Annotated in this window: 16 protein-coding genes; 7 read left to right on the top strand and 9 right to left on the bottom strand. The window is 66.2% G+C overall.

What is annotated here, in order from left to right; translation table 11 throughout:
- Positions 1 to 4: 4 nt before the first annotated feature.
- A complete protein-coding gene (locus tag U5760_RS14400) occupies positions 5 to 706 on the bottom strand; it encodes a phosphatase PAP2 family protein (RefSeq protein ID WP_322012634.1) in 702 nt (233 codons plus the stop codon).
- A gap of 298 nt (positions 707 to 1,004) precedes the next feature.
- Between U5760_RS14400 and U5760_RS14405 the strand changes: the two genes are divergently transcribed.
- Both U5760_RS14405 and U5760_RS14410 read left to right on the top strand, forming a co-directional pair.
- Positions 1,005 to 2,216: a PHB depolymerase family esterase gene (locus tag U5760_RS14405; RefSeq protein WP_322012636.1), complete on the top strand. Its 1,212-nt coding sequence runs from the start codon at positions 1,005 to 1,007 to the stop codon at positions 2,214 to 2,216.
- Positions 2,217 to 2,349: 133 nt separating this feature from the next.
- Complete coding sequence (locus U5760_RS14410; RefSeq protein WP_322012638.1) at positions 2,350 to 2,526, top strand: DUF3563 family protein; 177 nt, start codon at positions 2,350 to 2,352, stop codon at positions 2,524 to 2,526.
- A 78-nt stretch (positions 2,527 to 2,604) separates the two neighbouring features.
- Here U5760_RS14410 and U5760_RS14415 read toward each other — a convergent pair whose 3' ends face one another.
- The 3 genes from U5760_RS14415 to U5760_RS14425 all read right to left on the bottom strand — a co-directional run bounded on the left by U5760_RS14415 (position 2,605) and on the right by U5760_RS14425 (position 4,987).
- Positions 2,605 to 3,414 (bottom strand): BPSS1780 family membrane protein, encoded by an 810-nt coding sequence (locus tag U5760_RS14415; protein WP_322012640.1) that lies wholly within the window; start codon positions 3,412 to 3,414, stop codon positions 2,605 to 2,607.
- On the bottom strand, positions 3,405 to 4,409 hold the full coding sequence (locus U5760_RS14420; RefSeq protein WP_322012642.1) for a homoserine kinase: 1,005 nt from the start codon (positions 4,407 to 4,409) through the stop codon (positions 3,405 to 3,407). Before U5760_RS14420 ends, U5760_RS14415 begins: the two co-directional genes overlap by 10 nt.
- 143 nt (positions 4,410 to 4,552) lie before the next feature.
- Positions 4,553 to 4,987, bottom strand: coding sequence for a hypothetical protein (locus U5760_RS14425; RefSeq protein WP_322012644.1), 435 nt, complete (start codon positions 4,985 to 4,987; stop codon positions 4,553 to 4,555).
- 180 nt (positions 4,988 to 5,167) lie between these two features.
- On the opposite strand from U5760_RS14425, the gene U5760_RS14430 reads away from it, so the two are divergent.
- On the top strand, positions 5,168 to 6,694 hold the full coding sequence (locus U5760_RS14430; RefSeq protein ID WP_322012645.1) for an AMP nucleosidase: 1,527 nt from the start codon (positions 5,168 to 5,170) through the stop codon (positions 6,692 to 6,694).
- A 115-nt stretch (positions 6,695 to 6,809) separates the two neighbouring features.
- Here the strand turns inward: U5760_RS14430 and U5760_RS14435 are convergent, their stop codons facing one another.
- Both U5760_RS14435 and U5760_RS14440 read right to left on the bottom strand, forming a co-directional pair.
- Positions 6,810 to 7,337: a chromate transporter gene (locus U5760_RS14435; protein WP_322012646.1), complete on the bottom strand. Its 528-nt coding sequence runs from the start codon at positions 7,335 to 7,337 to the stop codon at positions 6,810 to 6,812.
- Positions 7,334 to 7,939 carry a chromate transporter gene (locus tag U5760_RS14440; RefSeq protein WP_322012647.1) on the bottom strand — a complete coding sequence of 202 codons (606 nt, stop codon included), beginning with the start codon at positions 7,937 to 7,939 and terminating at the stop codon, positions 7,334 to 7,336. The genes U5760_RS14435 and U5760_RS14440 overlap by 4 nt, the downstream gene beginning before the upstream one ends.
- A gap of 98 nt (positions 7,940 to 8,037) precedes the next feature.
- Between U5760_RS14440 and U5760_RS14445 the strand changes: the two genes are divergently transcribed.
- On the top strand, positions 8,038 to 8,937 hold the full coding sequence (locus tag U5760_RS14445) for a transcriptional regulator GcvA (RefSeq protein WP_322012649.1): 900 nt from the start codon (positions 8,038 to 8,040) through the stop codon (positions 8,935 to 8,937).
- A 125-nt stretch (positions 8,938 to 9,062) separates the two neighbouring features.
- Here U5760_RS14445 and U5760_RS14450 read toward each other — a convergent pair whose 3' ends face one another.
- Entirely contained in the window at positions 9,063 to 9,830 is a 768-nt protein-coding gene (locus U5760_RS14450) for a TIGR00730 family Rossman fold protein (protein WP_322012651.1), read from the bottom strand.
- A 1-nt stretch (position 9,831) separates the two neighbouring features.
- On the opposite strand from U5760_RS14450, the gene polA reads away from it, so the two are divergent.
- From polA to U5760_RS14465, 3 genes are all read left to right on the top strand, one after another.
- Entirely contained in the window at positions 9,832 to 12,633 is a 2,802-nt protein-coding gene (gene polA, locus U5760_RS14455) for a DNA polymerase I (protein WP_322012653.1), read from the top strand.
- A 126-nt stretch (positions 12,634 to 12,759) separates the two neighbouring features.
- Entirely contained in the window at positions 12,760 to 14,103 is a 1,344-nt protein-coding gene (locus U5760_RS14460) for an NAD(P)/FAD-dependent oxidoreductase (protein WP_322012655.1), read from the top strand.
- 107 nt (positions 14,104 to 14,210) lie between these two features.
- Positions 14,211 to 15,083: a dienelactone hydrolase family protein gene (locus U5760_RS14465; RefSeq protein WP_322012657.1), complete on the top strand. Its 873-nt coding sequence runs from the start codon at positions 14,211 to 14,213 to the stop codon at positions 15,081 to 15,083.
- A 45-nt stretch (positions 15,084 to 15,128) separates the two neighbouring features.
- Here the strand turns inward: U5760_RS14465 and U5760_RS14470 are convergent, their stop codons facing one another.
- On the bottom strand, positions 15,129 to 15,998 hold the full coding sequence (locus tag U5760_RS14470; protein WP_322012659.1) for a sulfurtransferase: 870 nt from the start codon (positions 15,996 to 15,998) through the stop codon (positions 15,129 to 15,131).
- 159 nt (positions 15,999 to 16,157) lie between these two features.
- Positions 16,158 to 17,264 (bottom strand): aromatic ring-hydroxylating dioxygenase subunit alpha, encoded by a 1,107-nt coding sequence (locus U5760_RS14475; RefSeq protein WP_322012660.1) that lies wholly within the window; start codon positions 17,262 to 17,264, stop codon positions 16,158 to 16,160.
- Positions 17,265 to 17,304 lie beyond the last annotated feature (40 nt).

Consider the following 17,304-nt stretch of genomic DNA (forward strand, 5'->3'; position numbering starts at 1 on the left):
TCAGTCAGGCGTGCCGCTGGGTGGGGGCGACCAGCGTGTTGCGGGTTTGCGAGAGGGGCGACGTGGGCGACGGATTGTCGCGGTTGGCTTTCCAGCGCGCGCGCACGTAGGGCTGCTCGTGGCCCGATACCGTCAGCGCGAGATGCGTGACCCAGCGGTGCGTGGGCACCCGCACGTCGTGCAGCGCGAAGGTGAGCGCGACGAGACTGAGCGTAACCGCCGCCGCCGATATGCGACCCGCCTGCGCGTTCCACCAGTAGCGGACGAAAATGAGCGCCGTGAGCGCGCCGACCACGAAGCCAGCGACGGCTTCGGACGGCGAGTGCGCCTCCAGCACCACGCGCGAGAGCCCCACGGCGACGCCCATGGCGAGTCCCACCGCGACCCCCGCGACGCGCAGCGCCGGCCGGGCGCCTTGCAGCATCAGGAAGAACGCCACCGGATAAACGGCCGTGGACAGCATGGCGTGCCCGCTCACGCCCGTGAAATCGAGCTCGCGCACGCCTACGCCCCAGCCGAGGAAGGCGATCTTCGTGACCGTGACGACACCGATCGAAGCGCCGAGCAGCAGCAGCCAGCTCGCCGCCATCCGCGTGGAGTAGCCGGCGGCGAGCCAAAGCGCGATCGCGAGCGCGAGCGGCAGCGTCAGCCCGGCGCCGCCGAGGTTCGTGATCGCATACCACTGGTGAAGAGGCAAATCTGGCATGGCTCGGCGCCGCAATGGCGCAAATAAAAGGGGTTATCCAGCGGGGTTATTCATTCAACTCAACGCACGAGCCGCCTCGCCGGCGGACATGCGCTTTACATGGTCTTTAAGTATATCCCTCTCGAAAAACCTCGGCATCGGCCTTATCTGTCCCGTCTATGGTTGCGCTGCACGATGGCCGCGTGGAGTTTCCGCGCTTTGTTCTGCAGCGTCCGTTGATTAGTGTTATTGTGCATCGCACAACGAAACGTCGCCGGACGATCCGGTTACGTATCCGACCCCTTTCACAAGGCCGATGATGACGAAAGATCTGACGAAGCTGTGGGCGGGTGGCATGCGACGTCTGCTCGCCATCCAGAATCGCGCCGCCCGCACGGCGCTGCACGAAGCGGGTGCTCGCGCGCCCCAGGCGCACGCGCTGTGGCACGCCGCGCAGGCTGCGGCAACCCAGGCGGCCCATGCGGCTGCCCCGAGCGCCACCTCTGCCTCTACCGCTTCTACTGCGAAGCGCCCTGCGACGCCGCCGCGCGAATCGCGCGTGGGACCGCGCGGGGCTGCCTGGGCGGCCGGCGAATGGCGGCGTGCCGAGCACGTCGCACCGGCCACGCCGCAGCGCGGAGCGCGCACGCTCTCCTACGGGCTCTACCTGCCGGCGGGCCGCAAGCAGACGGCCGGGCTGCCGCTCGTGGTGATGCTGCACGGCTGCAAGCAGTCGATGGACACGTTCGCCGAAGGCACGCGGATGAACCTGCTCGCCGACCGGCACGGCTTCGCCGTGGTCTATCCCGAGCAATCGGGGCTGGCCCACCCGCATCAGTGCTGGCACTGGTACGACGCTCGCGACGAAGCGGGCGGCGGCGAAGCCGACGCGGTCGTTTCGCTGGTCGATACGCTCGTCGAGGACTACGGTTTCGACGGTTCGCGGGTCTATGCTGCGGGACTTTCCGCCGGTGCGGGCCTTGCCGCGCTGCTGGCGGTGCGCGCGCCCGAACGGTTCGCGGCCGTGGCGCTGCACTCCGGCCCCGCATTCGGCGAGGCGCGTTCGGGCGTGACGGCGCTCGACGTCATGCGGCGCGGGCTGCATCACGATCCGGTCGAACTGCTCGAGCGCCAGCTGGGCGACGGGCCGCACCCGGGCATGCCCGCCATCGTCGTGCAGGGCGAACAGGATGCCGTGGTGGCGCCGGTCAACGCTGAGCAGCTCACGGTGCAGTTCCTGCGTCTGAACGGACTCGCCGATGCAGACGGCGTGCGACCCGACGTCGCGCCGCAGGAAACGGCGCTCGACGGCCATGTGGTGCAGGACTACACGCGCCGCGGCAAGAGCGTGGTGCGGCTGTGCCGCGTGGCGAATCTGGATCACGCGTGGAGCGGCGGCGACGACGCCGTGCCGTTCCACTCGGCCACGGGCCCGGACGCGAGCGCGATGATCTGGGCCTTCTTCGAAGGCCGCCGCCGCAAAGCGGCTAACGACGCCTTCGGCGGCGCAATGGCCAGGCGCGCTCGCTGAGCGGCCGGGCGGACGATACGTCGCACCCTTTCTGGCGGTTCGCCTTTTTGGCACGGCTGACAAGATACTAGGGTTTACCCTATAATCCGGATATTCACTTGAAATCCAAGTTCATCCGAAGTAGGGCCTAATCATGTATCTCCTGAGCCGTTTGTTCCTGTTCCTGACCAAGTCCGCCGACGACGTGCAAAAAGAGCGCGAAGAGGCGTATCTCGCCGAAGCCAACGATATCTACGATCTGGAATTCCGTCTGCGCAAGCTCGACCGCGAAAAGTCGACGCGTCATCCGGACTGGATGAGCCAGCACTGAGCTGCCGGCCCGAGCCGGGTATCGACGGACGGCGCGCAAGGCGCCGCCCGCGGGGCGTGGGCGAACCGGCAGGCGAGTCTAGCGGCCCGAACCGCCAGACGTGGTGCCGGCGGTCTGCTGATCCTGAATGCCGAAGCAGCCGCGATACGTGGCGTAGAACGAGCAGTAAAGCATCGTCGTCACGACGATGAGCGCGGGCATCAGCACGGCCAGCGCATAGTCTCCCGCGCCGAGCGTGTGCAGCAGCACCGAGAGCCCGAGCGAGACGACCACGGATACGGCCATCCACAATGCGCCGTACACCATGAAGGCGCCCTTGTTGCGCCAGCAGCTCACCACGCTGAAGAACATGGCCTTGACGGGCGGTACGTCGTGCCATGCCGTCAGCACCGGGGCGAACCAGAACAGCATCGACACCGGCACGTAAAACACCAGCGAGGCGAGCACCGCGAGCGGCAGGTTGCTGTTTTCGAGCGAATCCGCGTCCACCGAACCGCCCAGCGTCATCAACTGCAGCAGCGCGCCGCCGTCTGCGAGCGCGGAGGCCGCGAGCACGAGCGTCATCGCCACCACGTAGAGCCCGCCCAGCGCGAACAGGCGCTTGGCCACCCCGGAGCCGTAAGAGCGAAAGCCATCCACGAGGATGGTGGGAAAGACCGGCTTGCCCGCCACCGTGTCGCGGCAGGCGGCCATGAAGCCCACGGCGACGCCCGGCACGAAGATGAGCGGCAGCACGCCGCCCACCAGCGGAATCGCCGAGATCAGCGTCATCGCCAGCAGATAAGCGAAGAACAGCGTGAGGAACGCGAGCGGGTTGCGGCGGAACAGCCAGATACCCTGGCGGAACCAGACATAGCCCGTCTTCGCGGGGACTTCAATCAGTTGCATGCGCGAGATCCTGCGTGGAGGGCGACGGTTGCACTGGCGGCAAGGCGCTGGCGCAGGATCCGCTCGAAGTGGCCGGGATCGTGCGGCTTGAGCAGCTCCGCCGAGCGCGGCAGGTGGAAATCATACAGGCGCGACAGCCAGAAGCGGTACGCGCCTGCACGCAGCATGTCGTCCCAGTGGCGGGTTTCTTCGGCCGTGAGCGGGCGCACCGTCTGGTAGGCGCGCAGCAGCGCTTCGGCGCGCGGCAGGTCCAGCTTGCCGGTGGGCAGATCGACACACCAGTCGTTCACCGTGACCGCCAGGTCGAACAGCCATTTGTCGCAGCCGGCGAAATAGAAGTCGAAAAAACCGCCCAGGCGCACTTCGTGCCCCGGCAGCGCCTCGGCGCGCGCGAACAGCACGTTGTCGCGGAACAGGTCGCAGTGGCACGGGCCGCCCGGCAGCGCGGCGTAGTCCGGCGAGGCGAAAAACGCGCGCTGATGCGCGAGTTCGCCCGTGAGCAGCTCGCGTTGCGCGTCGGCGAGGAAGGGCAGCACCGTCGGCACCGTTTCTTCCCACCACGGCAGGCTGCGCAGGTTCGGCTGGTCCGGCTGGAAGTCGCGGCCCGCCAGATGCATGCGGGCCAGCATCTGGCCGACTTCGGCGCAGTGCTCCACGCCCGGCGCGAGTTCCGGCGCGCCGTCGAGCTTCGTCACGATGGTCGCGGGCTTGCCGTTCAGGAGGCCGAAGAGCGAGCCGTCGGCGCGCGGCATCGGATCGGGCACCGGCACGCGGTGCGCCGCGAGATGGCGCATCAGGTCGAGGTAGAACGGCAGTTGCCCGGCCGTCAGCTTTTCGAAAATCGTCAGGACGTATTCGCCGCGCGTGGTCGTCAGGAAGAAATTGCTGTTTTCAATGCCGGACTGGATGCCGCGGAAATCGACGACATCGCCGAGATCGTAGTCGCGCATCCATGCGCCAAGCTGGGTGTCGGTGACAGCGGTGAAGACGGCCATGCGGGAATCGGGTTGGTTTCGGGGTCGGGCGATGGTCAGGCGTCAGACGGGTGCGGTTTCGCCTCGCGCGCGGGGGCGCCCGCTCGCGGCGCCGTTTGCGCGCCGTCCGGCCCGCACGCGAGGCGCGCGGACAGCATTGCGGATCAGTAGTGCAGGTTGATCGAGGGCAGGCGCTCGCTGGCCTGGCCGCTCGTGCGGACCTGCGGCGAGGTGTCGGCCGGCGCGGTCATCGTGTAGTGCGTGCCGAAGTTCGAACGCACGTTGATTTCGACGGGCTTGCCCTTGTCGCGGTATTCGGTGATTTCCGTGCCGTTCGGGCTCACTTCGTGGAAGCTCGGCGTGCGCGGCTGGTTGAACTCGACCTTCGACGTGATCTTGGCCGCCGGGCGGTTGATCTCGTCGAGGTTGGGCAGGCCGGCCTGTTCGTTGGCCGACAGGGGCGGCGGCGGCGGGGGTTCGGCCGATTGCGCTTCGACGGCGTTCTTCGCGTCGTCGGTGGGCGCGGCCATAGCGACCCCCGTGGCGAGCCCGTTGAGCACGAGCAGCGCAGCGGCGGCGACGGGAAGGAGCGACTTCATGATGATTCCGTTGAGAGTCCGGTTCGATGTCCCGATTCTAGCAAATCCCGCGGCCGAACCTGCGCCGTTCCGCGGCTCGGCCGCCCCCGCGCGGCGGCGATCTTCGGGCGGGGCGCAAGGGTGTCGTCAGTGTGGCCTGGTTCCGTGGTAAGGTGGTTCGACCGACCGGAGCGTAAGACGATGAACAACGACACCAGCCTGCGGCCGCTCATGACGTCCGCCCACGAATTCCCGACCGGGTCTTTCGACGACGCCGGCGACGCGGTCGCCCAGCTGTCCACCCTCTACGACGCAAACACCTCGTTCCTGCGCGACGCCTTCGCGCGCTACCGGCGCGGCGAGGTGTTCGACCGCCATGTGCGCGCCTGCTACCCGTTCGTGCGCATCCGCACCGAGGTCAACACGCACATCGATTCGCGCCGCTCCTATGGCTTCGTCGCCGGGCCGGGCGTGTTCGAGACCACCGTCACGCGGCCGGACCTGTTCGGCGACTACTATCGCGAGCAGTTGCGGCTCCTCGCGAAGAACCATCACGTGAAGATCGAAGTGGGCGTTTCGGACCAGCCGATTCCCGTGCATTTCGCGTTCGCCGAAGGCATCCACCTCGAAGGGGACCTCGACCGCGAACGGCTCGTCGCGATGCGCGACGTGTTCGATACCCCGGACCTCGCGCAGCTCGACGACCGCATCGTCAACGGCACCTTCGAGCCGGCGCCGGGCGAGCCGCATCCGCTCGCGCTTTTCACGGCGCCGCGCGTGGACTTCTCGCTGCACCGGCTGAGGCACTACACGGCAACCTCGCCCACGCACTTCCAGAACTACGTGCTTTACACGAACTATCAGTTCTATATCGACGAGTTCGTGAAGCTCGGCCGCGCGATGATGGCCCGCACCGAAGACGCCGAGCTGCGCAACTATCGCAGCGAATACACCTCGTTCGTCGAACCGGGCGACGTGGTGACGTACAACGCGAATCTCGGCGAGCAGGACGACGAGGGCACGCCGCCCGCGCGCCTGCCGCAGATGCCGGCCTATCACCTCAAGCGGGCGGACGGCAGCGGCATCACGATGGTCAACATCGGCGTCGGGCCGTCCAATGCGAAGACCATCACCGATCACATCGCGGTGCTGCGTCCGCACGCATGGGTCATGCTCGGCCACTGCGCGGGGCTGCGCAACACGCAGCGCCTCGGCGACTACGTGCTGGCGCACGGCTACGTGCGCGAGGATCACGTGCTCGACGCGGATCTGCCGCTGTGGGTGCCGATTCCGGCGCTCGCGGAAGTGCAGCTTGCGCTGGAGCGCGCGGTGGCGGAGGTCACGCAGCTCGACGGGCCCGAGCTCAAGCGCGTGATGCGCACGGGCACGGTGGCGAGCGTGGACAACCGCAACTGGGAGCTGCGCGATCACCGCGAGCCGGTGCAGCGGCTTTCGCAAAGCAGGGCGATTGCGCTCGATATGGAAAGCGCGACGATCGCGGCGAACGGATTCCGCTTCCGTGTGCCGTACGGCACGCTGCTGTGCGTTTCCGACAAGCCGCTGCACGGCGAACTGAAGCTACCCGGCATGGCCGATTCGTTCTACCGCGGGCAGGTGGACCAGCATCTGCAGATCGGCGTGAAGGCGATGGAGATTTTGCGCACGAACGGCCTGCATAAGCTGCATAGCCGCAAGCTGCGCAGCTTTGCCGAGGTGGCGTTCCAGTAAGGCAAAAAGCCCGGCCGCGCAGTGCATGCGCGGCCGGGCTCGATGGTTGTCGTTATCGGTTATCGGGCCTGCAATCGTTAGTACTGCAGATGGGGCGGGTTCACATCAACGCTCATCACTGACCGAACCCGCACAACCCGATCAAGCTCCCTGCCCCGAGCAGCCATAGCGGGTGAATCTTCGTGCGAAACGCCAGCACCGCGCAGACGCCGGTGACCACCCATGCAATCCACGAAGGATCGGAGGCCTTGGCAATCAGCAGTGCGCTCGCCGCCACGAGTCCCGACGTCACCGGCACGAGCCCGCGCTGCGCGATGCGCCGCCACGGGCGGTCCTTGAAGCGGTCCCACGCGTGCAGCACCGCCACGGTCACGAGCGAGGACGGCCCGAACTTCGCCACCGAAGTCACGAGCATGCCCGCCCAGCCCGCCACGTGCCAGCCCACCAGCGTGACGATCATCATGTTGGGCCCGGGGGCCGCCTGCGCGAGCGCAAAGAGCGCGCTGAACTCGCTGGCAGGCATCCAGTGATGCACCTCCACCACCTGGCGCTGCATCTCCGGCAGGATGGTATTGCCGCCGCCGAAGGCGAGCAGCGAGAGCTGGCTGAAGATCGCGGCGAGCGCGAGCAGCGTGGCGTTCATTGCGCACCTCCGGCGCGGCGGGCGGCGCGGGCCGCAACCGCAATGCCGATCGGCGTGAGCACGAGCATGGTGGGCAGGAGCGGCGTGCGCAGGAGCGCGATTGCGATAAAGCCGAGCACGGCAATGAAGGCCGCGGCTGGATCGTGGCGCAGCGGCAGCACGATCTTCGCGGCCATCGCGATCAGAAGTCCCGCCGCTGCGGCCGCAAGCCCGACGAACAGATGGCGCACGTGCGGGTCGTTCTGCGTGCGCTCGTAGAGCACGCCCAGCCCGACCACCACGAGCGACGGCCCGGCGATCAGTCCGAGCAGGCCGGCCAGCGCGCCGCGCCAGCCCTGGAAGCGCATGCCGATCGCCACCGAAAGATTGATGACGTTGCCGCCGGGCAGGAATTGGCACAGACCGAGCAGATCCGTGAATTCGGCCGACGAGAGCCAGCGGCGCTGGTCGACGATGGTGCGCCGCGCAAGCGGCAGCGCGCCGCCGAACGACGAAAAGCCGAGGCCAAGAAAGCCGAGGAACAGTTCGCGCACGGTCGGCGTGTGCAGTTCGTCGGCTTGGGGCGCGGCGGGCGGGGCAGTTGGGGAGAGCGTTTCTTTCATGCTGGGACGATCCTCGAGTCGAGCCCCGAGGTTAGCGCCGATCGGTCTCGCCGCAAAACGATTTTTACGGCGGCACCTTGTGATCTAGAATCACAAGCATGGTCCGATCGCTTCCTCCTTTTCCTGCCCTGCGCGCGTTCGAGGCTGCCGCGCGGCACAATAGCTTCACCGCCGCGGCGGCCGAACTCCATGTGACTCACGGTGCAATCAGCCGGCAGGTGGCCGCCTTCGAAGCGTGGGTGGGCGTGCAGGTTTTTCACCGGCACGGCAAGCGCGTCGCGCTCACCGACGATGGCCGGCATTATCTCGCGACCGTGCAGTCGGCATTCGACAGCATCGCGCGCGCCACGCAGCAGTTGCGCGATACCGCTGTCGTCCACGTGCTGCGCGTGAACGCTCTCCCCACGTTTTCGATGAAATGGCTGCTGCCGCGGCTTTCGCAATTCCAGCGCCTCGTGCCGAACGTGGAGTTGCGCCTTTCGACCTCGAATGCGCCGGTGGAAACGCTCGAAGGTTTCGACGTGGCCGTGCGGCGCGGCCCGGCGCACTGGCCCGACTGCGCGAGCGGCCATTTCCTCGACGAAATGGAGTTGCCGGTGTGCAGTCCGGCGCTGCTGGAGCGCCAGCCAATCCACACGGCCGGCGACCTCGCGCGCCACGTGCTGCTGCATTCGGATACGCGCCCCGACGCGTGGCGCACCTGGCTCGCCGCAGCGGGCGTGAAAGCGAAATGCAGGAAGAAACAGTCGTTCGATCATTTCTACCTTGCCTTGCAGGCGGCGGTGGATGGCCTCGGTGTCGCGCTCGGACCGTTGCCGCTCGTCGACGACGAACTGGCGTCGGGGCGCCTCGTTGCGCCGCTTGCGGGGCCGCAACTCGATGCACGGGGCTACTGGTGGGTAGTGCGGCGCGAAGTGGCCGATGCGCCGCTGGTGGTGCAGTTCTGCCGCTGGCTGGAAGAGCAGGCAAGCCCGGGCGAGCGTGCCGCGCGGGGCTGAGCGCCCGCGCAAGCGGAAAGAAAGGCAGGGAGGATAAGGCAGGACGAGGCGCCCGCCGCACACGCGGCGGGCAAAACTGCGCTTGAACCGATGCTGAACCGGCGCTTAAACCAGCAGTTCAACCGTCAAAGGTAGAACATCCGGTCTTCGTCGGAGTCCCGGTCGCGATGCGCGGGATGCTCTTTTCCGGACTCCTCGCTCTCGCTCGCGTCCTCGTAGAACTTCAGCACGGCGTCGAGCACCTGGTCCGGTTCGTCGATCACCTGCATCAGATCCATGTCTTCCGGATTGATGAGGCCCATCGGCACGAGCGCGGAGCGGAACCAGCCGAGCAGGCCTTCCCAGAACTCGGCGCCCACCAGAATGATCGGCACATGGCGCGACTTCTTCGTCTGGATCAGCGTGAGCACTTCGGCGAGTTCGTCGAGCGTACCGAAGCCGCCGGGCATCACGATCACCGCGTCGGAGTTCTTGACGAAGGTGACCTTGCGCGTGAAGAAGTGGCGAAAGCGCAGCGAGATGTCCTGCCACTGGTTGCCCGACTGCTCGTGCGGCAACTCGATGTTCAGACCCACTGAAGGCGATTTGCCTGCGTGTGCGCCCTTGTTCGCGGCTTCCATGATGCCGGGGCCGCCGCCGGAGATCACGGCGAAGCCGGCGTCCGACACCTTGCGCGCGATTTCCGTGGCCAACTGGTAGTACTTCGAGTCCGGTTTCAGGCGGGCAGAACCGTAGATGCTGACGGCCGGCCGGATCTCGGACAGGTACTCGGTCGCCTCGATAAACTCTGCCATAATCGTGAACATCTGCCACGATGCGCGCGCCTTCTTGGCCGTTGCGCGCTCTTGATCTGCGAGTGAACGCAGACTCGGAATCACTTTTCTCTTGTCCATAATGCCTGAAGAACTTCGCGTGGAAACCAACCTAAATACTGAGCTGGAAGGAAAGACCCTGTTGCTGGTCGATGGTTCTAGCTATCTCTATCGGGCCTACCATGCGATGCCGGATCTGCGCGGTCCTGACGGCGAGCCGACGGGTGCGCTATACGGGATCATCAACATGCTGCGCCGTATGCGCAAGGAGGTTACGGCAGAGTATAGCGCGTGCGTGTTCGATGCAAAGGGCAAGACGTTCCGCGACGACTGGTATCCCGACTATAAGGCGAACCGGCCTTCCATGCCCGAGCCGCTTGCAGCACAAATCGAGCCCATTCACGTGGCCGTGCGCGCGCTCGGCTGGCCGCTTCTGATGATCGAAGGCGTGGAGGCCGACGACGTGATCGGCACGCTCGCGCGCGAAGCGGAAAAGCGCGGCATGAAGGTGATCGTCTCCACGGGCGACAAGGATCTTGCGCAGCTCGTGACCGATCGCGTCACGCTCATCAATACGATGACGAACGAAACGCTCGATCGCGAAGGCGTGATCGCGAAGTTCGGCGTGCCGCCCGAGCGCATCGTCGATTATCTTTCGCTCATCGGCGACACCGTCGATAACGTGCCGGGCGTGAACAAGTGCGGCCCGAAGACGGCGGTGAAGTGGCTCACCGAGTACGGCACGCTCGACGGCATCGTCGAACATGCGGCCGACATCAAGGGGGCGGTGGGCGGTTATCTGCGCGATGCGCTCGACTTCCTGCCGATGGCGAGAAAACTCGTCACGGTGGAGACGGCCTGCAATCTCACGCCGCACATCGAGTCGATCGAAGCGTCGCTCGCCACGCGTCCCGAAGCGCGCGAGGAGTTGCGCGACATCTTCGCGCGCCACGGCTTCAAGACCTGGCTGCGCGAAGTGAACGAGGCGTCGCAGCAGAGCGAAGCCGTGCCGGCGGCGACCGCCGGCGACGCGCCCGCGAAAGACGCGAGCGTGCAGCCCGCGCTGATGCTCGACGTGCCGCGTCACTACGAAACGATCCAGACGTGGGCGCAATTCGATACGTGGCTCGAGAAGATCGAAGCGGCGCGCATCACGGCGTTCGATACCGAAACCACGGCGCTCGATCCGATGGTGGCGAAGCTCGTGGGCCTGTCGTTCGCGACGGAGCCCGGGCAAGCCGCCTATCTGCCGGTGGGGCATCGCGGCGTGGATGCTCCGGAGCAACTGCCGCTCGACGAAGTGCTCGCGCGTCTGAAGCCGTGGCTCGAAAGCGAGCAGCACAAGAAAGTCGGCCAGCACATGAAGTACGACGAGCAGGTGCTGGCGAACTACGGTATCGCGCTGAACGGCGTGGAGCACGACACGATGCTCGAATCGTACGTGCTCGAATCGCATCGCAGCCATGACATGGACAGCCTCGCGCTGCGCCATCTCGGCATCAAGACGATCAAGTACGAGGAGGTGGCGGGCAAGGGCGCGCAGCAGATCGGTTTCGACGAAGTGCCGCTCGAAAAGGCCGCCGAATATGCGGCCGAAGACGCCGACGTCACGCTGCAGCTGCACCTCGCGCTGTATCCGCAGATCGAGCCGGAGAAGGGGCTCGACTACGTGTATCGCCAGATCGAAATGCCCACCTCGCGCGTGCTGCGCCAGATGGAGCGTAACGGCGTGCTGATCGACACGGAGCGTCTCGCGAAGCAGAGCGCGCAGATTGCGGTGCGTCTCGTCGAGCTGGAGCAGGAGGCCTATGCACTGGCGGGTGGGGAGTTCAATCTCGGCTCGCCCAAGCAGATCGGCCAGATCTTCTTCGAGAAGCTGCAACTGCCCGTCGTCAAGAAAACGCCGAGCGGCGCACCGTCGACCGACGAAGAAGTGCTGCAAAAGCTCGCGGAAGACTACCCGCTGCCCAAGCTGCTGCTCGAGCATCGCGGTCTCGCGAAGCTCAAGTCGACCTATACCGACAAGCTGCCGCGCATGGTCAACGCGCAGACGGGCCGCGTGCACACGAACTATGCGCAGGCCGTGGCGGTCACGGGGCGGCTGGCATCGAACGATCCGAATCTGCAGAACATTCCGGTGCGCACGGGCGAAGGCCGGCGCATACGCGAGGCGTTCATCGCGTCGCCGGGATGCAAGATCGTCTCGGCCGACTACTCGCAGATCGAGCTGCGCATCATGGCGCACATTTCGGGCGACGAGTCGCTTTTGGCCGCCTTCGCGCGCGGCGACGACATTCACCGCGCCACGGCGGCCGAAGTGTTCGGCGTGACGCCGCTCGAAGTGAGCGCCGACCAGCGCCGTATTGCCAAGGTCATCAATTTCGGCCTGATCTACGGCATGAGCGCGTTCGGGCTCGCCTCGAATCTCGGCATCACGCGCGACGCGGCGAAGCTCTATATCGACCGCTATTTCGCGCGTTATCCTGGCGTGGCGCGCTACATGGACGAGACGCGCATGGACGCGAAATCGCACGGCTATGTCGAGACCGTGTTCGGCCGGCGCCTGTGGCTGCCCGAGATCAACGGCGGCAACGGCCCGCGCCGCCAGGCCGCCGAGCGTGCTGCCATCAACGCGCCGATGCAGGGTACCGCGGCCGACCTCATCAAGCTGTCGATGATCGCCGTGGAGAAGTGGCTCGACGAGACCGGCATGCGCACGAAGATGATCATGCAGGTGCACGACGAACTCGTGCTCGAAGTGCCCGACGACGAGTTGGCCGAAGTGCGCAAGCGCCTGCCGGAGCTGATGTGTTCGGTGGCAAAGCTCAAGGTGCCGCTCGTTGCCGAAGTAGGCGTGGGGGCGAACTGGGAAGAAGCGCACTGAGGGTGTAGCGAGGGCGTGCCGTAACAAGCACGCCGCCCGCATGACTGTTATGTCCGGTGCGGGCTTGTTGCGAAGCGCCGCGTCAGCCGACAATGGGTGAAGCCAAACGACACGCACGGAGAGTCTATGCATCGCTTTATCGTTGTGGGAGGAGGCGCTGGCGGACTGGAGCTGGCCACCCGGCTGGGCGACCGGTACGGCAAGGCGCGTCGCGGCCGCGAGCCGCGTGCGAGCGTGACGCTCGTCGACCGCTACCCGACGCATATCTGGAAACCGCTGCTGCATGAAGTCGCGGCGGGCAGCATGGACCCGTTCACCCAGGAACTCGAATATGCCGCGCAGGCGCGCTGGCATGGCTTCGAGTTTCAGCAGGGCGAGCTGACCGGCCTCGACCGGGCGGGCAAACGCATTCGCCTTGGCGCCGTGCTGGACGAGGACGGCGCCGAGTTGATACCGCCGCGCGAGATCGAGTACGACACGCTCGTGCTCGCCATCGGCAGCACCACGCATTTCTTCGGTGTGCCAGGCGCTGCGGAGAACTCGATTGCGCTCGACACCGTCGCGCAGGCCGAACGCTTTCGCAAGCGGCTCATCGCGGCCTGCATGCGTGCCGAGCATCAGGCGCCCGAGCCCCTTCCCGAAGGCGTGGCGGCAAGCGACGAGCCGCGCGTGCAGATCGCGATCATCGGCGCGGGGGCGACCGGCGTCGAGCTTTCGGCCGAGCTGCGCAATACCGCGCAGGTGCTCTCGGTTTATGGCCTGCACAAGCTCGATCCGAGCCGCGATGTCGGCATCGCGCTGATCGAGGCCGGTCCGACCATTCTGCCCGCGCTGCCGGAACGCGTTTCGTCGGCGACCGCCGATCTGCTGAAGAAACTCGGCGTGCGGATTCTCACCAGCGAGCGCGTGACCGAAGTCGGGCCGGGCGTCGTGCGCACGGCGAGCGGCAAGGCCGTGCGCGCGGACCTCACGGTCTGGGCCGCGGGCATCACGGCGCCGCCGGTGCTGTCTCAGCTCGACGGCCTGCCGGTCAACAAGCTCGGCCAGCTGATCGTGCGCCGCACGCTGCAGACCGAAACCGACGACAATATCTTCGCGTTCGGCGACTGCGCCGCGTGCGAGTGGCCCGGCCACGAACGCGGCGTGCCGCCGCGCGCCCAGGCGGCGCACCAGGAGGCGGCCTTCCTGTTGCGCGCGCTCGGCAACGTGCTCGAGGGCCAGGCGCTGCCCGAGTTCACCTATCGCGACTTCGGCTCGCTGGTGTCGCTCGGCCACTTCAGCGCCGTGGGCAACCTGATGGGCGGGCTGATCGGCGGCAGCATGCTGATCGAGGGCCTCTTTGCCCGCTTCATGTACATGTCGCTGTACCGCTTGCATATTGCCGCGCTGCACGGCTATGCGCGCATGGTGCTCGACACCTTTGCGCACTGGCTGCGCCGCACGACGCTGCCGCGCGTGAAGCTGCATTGACCGCCGCGTCCGCCGGCACCTCGCCGCGCGGGCGCATTCCTTCGCATCAAGCCATAATTCAGCCGGTATTGCCGTTCACGGTATTGCCGTTCAACAAGGAGCGTTGCATGCTGAAGCCCGAAGTCGATTCCCTGGTTCCGCACGTGCCGTTCGATCGGCGCACCTTCCTGAAGGCCGCGCTCGGCAGCGGCTTTGCCGCGGCGGTGCTGCCGGTCTCCGCGCAAACCATCCATACCGATGCGGCGGGTCTCGAAGCCGGTGAAGTCGGCTTCGAGTCGAACGGCACGCTGATCCCCGCGTATCGCGCGCAGCCGCTCGGCAAGACGCACCTGCCGGTGATCATCGTCGTGCACGAGATCTTCGGCGTGCACGAACATATCGCTGATGTGTGCCGGCGTTTCGCGAAGCTCGGCTACCTCGCCATTGCGCCCGATCTCTTCGTGCGCGAAGGCGACGCCTCGGTGTATCCCACCATCCAGCAGATCGACCAGAACATCACGAGCAAGCTACCCGACGCGCAGGTGATGTCCGATCTCGACGCGACCGTGGCCTGGGCCGGCGAGCATGGCGGCGACCTGAAGCGTCTGGGGATCAACGGGTTTTGCTGGGGCGGTCGCATTGCCTGGCTTTATGCCGAGCACAATCCGCATGTGAAGGCCGCCGTCGCATGGTACGGGCGCGTGGCGGGGCCGCATACGCAGACCATGCCGCAAAATCCGGTCGATCTGGCGAACGATCTGCAGGTGCCCGTGCTTGGCCTGTACGGCCGGCAGGATCAGAGCATTCCGCAGGACACGCTCTCACAGATGAAGAAGGCGATTGCGCAAGGGCCGCAGGGCGGCCGCGGCTCCGAGTTCGTGGTGTACGACGATGCCGGGCACGCGTTCTTCGCCGACTATCGTCCGAGTTATCGCAAGGCCGACGCCGAGGACGGCTGGAAGCGCACCCTCGCGTGGTTCAGGGAGCACGGCGTCGCGTGACGCCGCGGGCGCGCTCGAGCGCCTTTGCCTCGGCCTTGACGTTGCTTACGGATTGGCGCCCGTCGCAACAGGACGCGACGGGTCGGCGCACCACTCGCTCCACGAACCGCCATAGAGCGCCGCGCCGTGCAGTCCCGCGATTTCCATGGCGAGCGCGTTGTGGCAGGCCGTGACGCCCGAGCCGCATTGCAGCACGACATGTTCGGGCGTCTTGCCCGCGAGCACGGCCGTGAATTCCTCGCGCAGCGAATGTGCGGGCTTGAAGCGGCCGTCGGCGCCCAGGTTGTCCTTGAAGAAGCGATTGCGCGCCCCCGGAATGTGTCCGCCCACCGGGTCGATCGTTTCGTTCTCGCCGCGATAGCGGTCCGCCGCGCGCGCGTCCACCACGAGCTGTTCGTGCGTCGACAGATTGCGCACGACGGCCTGTACGTCGACCGTCACCTGGAGCGGCGCGCCGGCCTTGAAATTGCCCGGCGCGGGCTGGGGCACGTCCTTCGAGAGCGGATAGCCCGCCGCTTCCCACGCCTGCAGGCCGCCGTCGAGCACCGCCACGGAATCGTGGCCGAGCCAGCGCAGCAGCCACCACAGCCGCGCGGCGTAACTGCCGCCCTGCGCGTCGTAGGCCACGACCTGCTGCCCGGCATTGAGCCCGCGCGCCGCGAGCGTGGCGACGAGCGTCGTGCGCTCGGGCAGCGGATGGCGCCCGTTCTTGCCGGTCTTCGTGCCGGAGAGATCGCGGTCGAGGTGGAGATATTGCGTGCCGGGAATGTGGCCGGCCGCGTAGGCCGCTTCGCCGATCGTCGGATCGACGAGATCGAAGCGGCAATCGAACACGAGCACGCTGCCCGGCGCCGCCGTGAGCCGCTCGTGCAGATTGGCGGCGGAAATCAGCGTGGTGTAGTGGGTGTGGGACATGACGACGGCTCCTTGTCGATCGCGCCGGGCGCTTCGGCGCCTGGCGCGACCCTATGCAAAGCATGATGGATGCACGGCCGGCCGGGCCGGCCCGATGTCGTCAGTCTAAACAAAAAGACGGGCCGAAGCCCGTCTTTCCTGTCCGCAGAAGCGCGTGTGTCAGATCGTGCCGAGCTCGCGGCGCAAGAACTCGTGGAAGTGCTGCATGCCGTCTTCCATCGGGCTCTGATACGGGCCGACCTCCGAAACGCCGCGCTCGAACAGCGCGCGGCGGCCGGCGTCCATGCGCTCGGCGATCTCGTCGTCTTCGACGGCGGTTTCCATATAGGCGGCCCGCTCGGCCTCGACGAATTCGCGCTCGAACAGTGTGATTTCCTCGGGGTAGTAGAACTCGACCACATTGGTCGTTTTCTGCGTGCCCTGCGGAATCAGCCAGGACACCACGAGCACGTGCGGGTACCACTCGATCATGAGATTCGGGTAGTACACCATCCAGATCGCGCCGAACTCGGGCGGCACGCCGTTACGGAAGCGCAGGACCTCGTCGTGCCACTTGCGGTACGTCGGGCTGCCGGGCTTGCCGAGGTGGTTGTGCACGCCCACGGTCTGCACGCTGTACCACTCGCCGAACTCCCACTTCAGGTCGTCGCACGACACGAAGTTGCCGAGGCCCGGGTGGAACGGGACGACGTGGTAGTCCTCCAGATAGACCTCGATGAAGGTCTTCCAGTTGTAGTTGCACTCGTGGATCTCGACGTGATCGAACATGTAGTCCGTAAAGTCGAGGTGTTTCGCCGGGCCCAGACGAGCGAGATCGCGCGCGATGTCGCGCCCCCCGGACTCGAAGAGCAGGCCGTTCCACTGTTGCAGCGGCGTCTTGTTCAGGTTCAGGCAAGGTTTGTCCGCGAAATGCGGCGCACCGAGCAGCTCGCCCTTGAGATCGTAGGTCCAGCGATGCAGCGGACATACAATGTTGTCGGCCGTGCCGCGACCGTTTAGCATGATGGCCTGGCGGTGGCGGCAGACGTTCGAGAGCAGCTCGATCTGGTCTTGCTGGTTGCGCACCAGCACACGGCCTTCTTTCTCGCCGGGCAGTGCAAAATAATTCCCCGCCTCGGGCACCATCAGCTCGTGCCCGACGTAACGGGGACCTTTCTGGAAAAGCGTTTCGATTTCGCGCTGGAGAAGCGCATCGTCAAAATAAGCGGTGACTGGCAGCTGGCTGTGAATAGACTTCAGCTGCAATGCATTGCTCAGATTGGACATTCCCACTCCCGATGAAGACGTGAAAGCAGTGAACAACCCA

It is taken from the genome of Paraburkholderia sp. J12 (genome assembly GCF_905220215.1).
Classification (GTDB): Bacteria; Pseudomonadota; Gammaproteobacteria; order Burkholderiales; family Burkholderiaceae; genus Paraburkholderia.

What these genes read in the sequence shown, in the direction of transcription:
- U5760_RS14400 (WP_322012634.1), bottom strand. Translation starts at nt 706, where the DNA reads ATGCCAGATTTGCCTCTTCACCAGTGGTATGCGATCACGAACCTCGGC.
- U5760_RS14405 (WP_322012636.1), top strand. Translation starts at nt 1,005, where the DNA reads ATGACGAAAGATCTGACGAAGCTGTGGGCGGGTGGCATGCGACGTCTG.
- U5760_RS14410 (WP_322012638.1), top strand. Translation starts at nt 2,350, where the DNA reads ATGTATCTCCTGAGCCGTTTGTTCCTGTTCCTGACCAAGTCCGCCGAC.
- U5760_RS14415 (WP_322012640.1), bottom strand. Translation starts at nt 3,414, where the DNA reads ATGCAACTGATTGAAGTCCCCGCGAAGACGGGCTATGTCTGGTTCCGC.
- U5760_RS14420 (WP_322012642.1), bottom strand. Translation starts at nt 4,409, where the DNA reads ATGGCCGTCTTCACCGCTGTCACCGACACCCAGCTTGGCGCATGGATG.
- U5760_RS14425 (WP_322012644.1), bottom strand. Translation starts at nt 4,987, where the DNA reads ATGAAGTCGCTCCTTCCCGTCGCCGCCGCTGCGCTGCTCGTGCTCAAC.
- U5760_RS14430 (WP_322012645.1), top strand. Translation starts at nt 5,168, where the DNA reads ATGAACAACGACACCAGCCTGCGGCCGCTCATGACGTCCGCCCACGAA.
- U5760_RS14435 (WP_322012646.1), bottom strand. Translation starts at nt 7,337, where the DNA reads ATGAACGCCACGCTGCTCGCGCTCGCCGCGATCTTCAGCCAGCTCTCG.
- U5760_RS14440 (WP_322012647.1), bottom strand. Translation starts at nt 7,939, where the DNA reads ATGAAAGAAACGCTCTCCCCAACTGCCCCGCCCGCCGCGCCCCAAGCC.
- U5760_RS14445 (WP_322012649.1), top strand. Translation starts at nt 8,038, where the DNA reads ATGGTCCGATCGCTTCCTCCTTTTCCTGCCCTGCGCGCGTTCGAGGCT.
- U5760_RS14450 (WP_322012651.1), bottom strand. Translation starts at nt 9,830, where the DNA reads ATGGACAAGAGAAAAGTGATTCCGAGTCTGCGTTCACTCGCAGATCAA.
- polA (WP_322012653.1), top strand. Translation starts at nt 9,832, where the DNA reads ATGCCTGAAGAACTTCGCGTGGAAACCAACCTAAATACTGAGCTGGAA.
- U5760_RS14460 (WP_322012655.1), top strand. Translation starts at nt 12,760, where the DNA reads ATGCATCGCTTTATCGTTGTGGGAGGAGGCGCTGGCGGACTGGAGCTG.
- U5760_RS14465 (WP_322012657.1), top strand. Translation starts at nt 14,211, where the DNA reads ATGCTGAAGCCCGAAGTCGATTCCCTGGTTCCGCACGTGCCGTTCGAT.
- U5760_RS14470 (WP_322012659.1), bottom strand. Translation starts at nt 15,998, where the DNA reads ATGTCCCACACCCACTACACCACGCTGATTTCCGCCGCCAATCTGCAC.
- U5760_RS14475 (WP_322012660.1), bottom strand. Translation starts at nt 17,264, where the DNA reads ATGTCCAATCTGAGCAATGCATTGCAGCTGAAGTCTATTCACAGCCAG.